General features: G+C 69.9%; 1 pseudogene. It reads left to right on the forward strand.

Going from position 1 to position 316, the window contains the following annotated elements:
• Positions 1-316: pseudogene (locus ACLZOT_RS51330) on the forward strand (decaprenyl-phosphate phosphoribosyltransferase); the annotation flags it as partial.

A 316-nucleotide genomic window follows, 5' to 3' on the forward strand; every position in this document is an offset into this window, starting at 1 on the left:
TGATGCGGGCGATGATCGGCGGACTCGCCCTCGGCATCCCGCTGTCGCGCTGGTTCCTCATCACGACCGGCTTCGGCGCGCTCTTCATGGTCGCCGCCAAGCGGTACTCCGAGGCCGTGCAGATGGCGGGGAAAGCGGGCGCCACGCGCGCGTTGCTCACCGAGTACACCACCGGCTATCTGCGCTTCGTCTGGCAGCTGGCGGCCGGGGTCGCCGTCCTCGGCTACTGCCTGTGGGCACTGGAGGAGGGCGGCGCTCCGCACACCGGACTGCTGCCCTGGCGCCAACTCTCCGTGGTCGCCTTCATCCTCGCGAT

Origin of the sequence: Streptomyces sp. 4F14 (assembly GCF_048159485.1) — a bacterium.
GTDB lineage: Bacteria > Actinomycetota > Actinomycetes > Streptomycetales > Streptomycetaceae > Streptomyces.